Source organism: Zhongshania aquatica (assembly GCF_027257955.1).
GTDB lineage: Bacteria > Pseudomonadota > Gammaproteobacteria > Pseudomonadales > Spongiibacteraceae > Spongiibacter > Spongiibacter aquatica.
Genome location: NZ_JANZNQ010000067.1, coordinates 1 through 2,656 on the forward strand (window position 1 = coordinate 1; position 2,656 = coordinate 2,656).

A 2,656-nucleotide genomic window follows, 5' to 3' on the forward strand; every position below is an offset into this window, starting at 1 on the left:
GTAAGCGTTCATTTCAAGACGTAGTTGACTTACTCCACGTCCCGAAGTGGTCTCAGCAAACCCGGCGAGATCTTATATTGCTTCGTGCCGTCTTCGGCTAACACGATGACACTCTTGCGATTGATTTTGGTCACGATGCCCACCGCAGGCCCCGTCCGACTATCGAAGGTCACTTTCAGGCCCACGCGCAGTTGAACCAAGGCCTGTAGATTTTCTTGATCTTGCAGTTCATCAATGCGCTGACAGATGTACTGGTTCAGCTCCAGCAACTGGTCGATGCTCATGTCTTCAATGCGCACGGACAGTAACCTCCCGCTGTTTGCTCTGTCGGTCAGGGTGGCGAGGGTCGATCAGCGCCCGTAGCGGATTCTCGGCAAACCGGGTTTTCCAGAGTCGCGGCGTCAGATTCGCCACGCCACTGGCGGGATGCTGACTGATGCGTTGCAGCACGTCTACCAGGTAGGTGTAGGGATTCATCCCGTGCAGTTTGCAGGTACTGATCAAACTCTGGATGATGCCCAGGTGTTCAGCCCCCAGTTCAGTCCAGCAGAACATCCAGTTTTTCTTGCCCATTGGGATGGGACGTAGTGCCCGTTCCAGGTGGTTGGTGTCTGGCTGCACGTCGGGGTTTTCCAAGAACACCGTCAGGCTCGCTTCGCGGCTGAGGACGTAGTTCAGGGCTTTGGTCAGCGAGTCGCTGGGCAACAGGCCGCCTTGCGCCAACTGATCCCGACACCATTGGAAGAAGTTGCTGACCACCGGCCTTGAGTGATCCAGCCGGTATTGGCGTTTCTTCTCCCCCGTCAATCCTTGGGCTTGGATAGCCTCTTCGGTTTTATACAGCAGGGCAATCTGTTGCAGGGCTTCGGTGGCACGCTCGGGATGCTCGTTCTGGGCTTCAATGAAGTAACGACGACTGTGCACCCAGCACTGGGCATGGGTAACGTTCTCCTGAGCGACAGCGTAGCGGGCATAGGCCGCGTAGCCGTCACTGATCAGGGTGCCGCTAAACGATTCGCTGAGAACAGCTTCGATGTGAGCACGTCCACGACTGTTTGAGTAGGTGAACACCACTTCGTCGGCATCGCCGTACAGCGGCCAGAACCAGCCGGATTTCATCTTGCCTTTTTGCGGGCCAGCCCGACCCTGATGTCCGGCCTTGATGGGGGTTTCATCCATGGCCAGAACCTTGCTGCGCAGCACGCTCTCAGTCTGAGCGTCCACGATGGGTCGGAGCAGATCAATGGCCCGCTTGACGAGGTTGGTCAGGGTGCTTCGACTGACGGTAATGCCGGCTTGCTGGAGGCGCTGATGCTGGCGATACAGCGGCAGGTGGAACTGGAACTTGTCTACCAATAACCCGGCCAGCAGGCTGACATCCGCCAGGCTGTTGTCCAGTACATTACCCGGGGCTGGCGTGGTCACCGGCTTCTCGGTGCCTTTACGCCGGAACACCGGGCGTTCAAGTTGAAGTACCACGTAACTGGCCGCCCGCTGGGCCAAGCGGTAGGTGGTCTTGGTGCCAATGATGTCGTACTGGTCGGCGTCTGGCCCGGTCAGTTCGGGTGGCAGGTGTTCAACGACTTCGACTGGCACATCAGCGGTAAAGCGTAGGCCGGTGTCATTGAGGCAATCGTCATCTCGTTGCTTCTTGCCGGTGCCCCGCTGATAGGCCTTGATGGTGCGCCTTTCTTCCTCAGCAGGCGTCTCCGGCAGGGGCGCCTCGCCCGACTGGAACAGGCCATCCTGACCCGGCAAGTCGTAGACCTGCTTCTCGGACTTGGGGCCAAACAGCTGCTTCTTGAACCAATCTAACTGCCGCTGCATCAGTTGCAGTTGTTCGCGCAGGAGGGCATTCTCCTCGGCCAGGGCCGAGGCCGAAGACGTGCCGGAAGGCGGTGTGTAAGCCGTTGACTTCATGGCTGATATTATACTGGGATTCAACGGTTCACGCCCCTCGAAATCGCTTGAATTGACGGCTTTTTTGCACCTCGATGCCGTCAATCAACAGCTGCAAATCCGTGAGGGTCAGCGCCCGCTGACCCGCCGCCGATGACCGGACTCGGAACTGCCCTTGCTCTAGGCGCTTGGCCCACAGGCAATAGCCGGTAGCGGTAAAGTACAGCATCTTCATTTGGGTCTTGCGCCGATTAACGAAGACAAAGTACTGGCCGCTGAGCGGGTTGTGCTGAAGTTGATTTCGTACTAGGGCACTCAGGCCCCGGAAGGATTTGCGCATGTCGGTGGGCTCGGTGCACAGCCAGATGCGGGCCTGGCTATCGAGCCCGATCATCTTTGTTGGCTCAGTCGCAACTCCACCCCGTTACCCAAGCTCAGCACAATATTCCAGCTCGGTCCCGAGGACTCCATCAACGACGACAGATCCAAGAAGTCGGTCTCGTCCGGCGAAGGCGACTGGGCAATCGGGTTATCGGACAGCCGCTTGCGCCAATGGCAAAAGCTGGCATAGCCAATGTCCTCCTGCTTGCAAAATTGCACAGCTGACAAGCCGCTGCTGCGCTGTTGATCCACTAGGTTTTGCCACTGTTCTGGGCGGCGGTGTTTTCTCATGGGGGTAACCTCAACTTGGAAAATATGAGGTTACTTTAGGGAAAAATTGTACGCGAGGGCAGGACGTCTTGGAATGACCGCTTAC

4 protein-coding genes are annotated in these 2,656 nt (G+C 57.6%); all 4 read right to left on the bottom strand.

Annotated features, from left to right (window positions below; all coding sequences use genetic code 11):
- Nucleotides 1-29: 29 nt before the first annotated feature.
- From O9X78_RS20510 to tnpA, 4 genes are read right to left on the bottom strand one after another with little or no spacing between them, the layout of a single operon-like run.
- Nucleotides 30-299, bottom strand: coding sequence for a hypothetical protein (locus O9X78_RS20510; RefSeq protein ID WP_269621550.1), 270 nt, complete (start codon nucleotides 297-299; stop codon nucleotides 30-32).
- Complete coding sequence (gene tnpC, locus O9X78_RS20515; RefSeq protein WP_332108541.1) at nucleotides 289-1,920, bottom strand: IS66 family transposase; 1,632 nt, start codon at nucleotides 1,918-1,920, stop codon at nucleotides 289-291. The genes O9X78_RS20510 and tnpC overlap by 11 nt, the downstream gene beginning before the upstream one ends.
- 28 nt (nucleotides 1,921-1,948) lie before the next feature.
- Nucleotides 1,949-2,293, bottom strand: coding sequence for an IS66 family insertion sequence element accessory protein TnpB (gene tnpB, locus O9X78_RS20520; protein WP_269621551.1), 345 nt, complete (start codon nucleotides 2,291-2,293; stop codon nucleotides 1,949-1,951).
- Nucleotides 2,290-2,571, bottom strand: a complete 282-nt coding sequence (gene tnpA / locus O9X78_RS20525; RefSeq protein WP_269621552.1) for an IS66 family insertion sequence element accessory protein TnpA — start codon at nucleotides 2,569-2,571, stop codon at nucleotides 2,290-2,292. Before tnpA ends, tnpB begins: the two co-directional genes overlap by 4 nt.
- Nucleotides 2,572-2,656 lie beyond the last annotated feature (85 nt).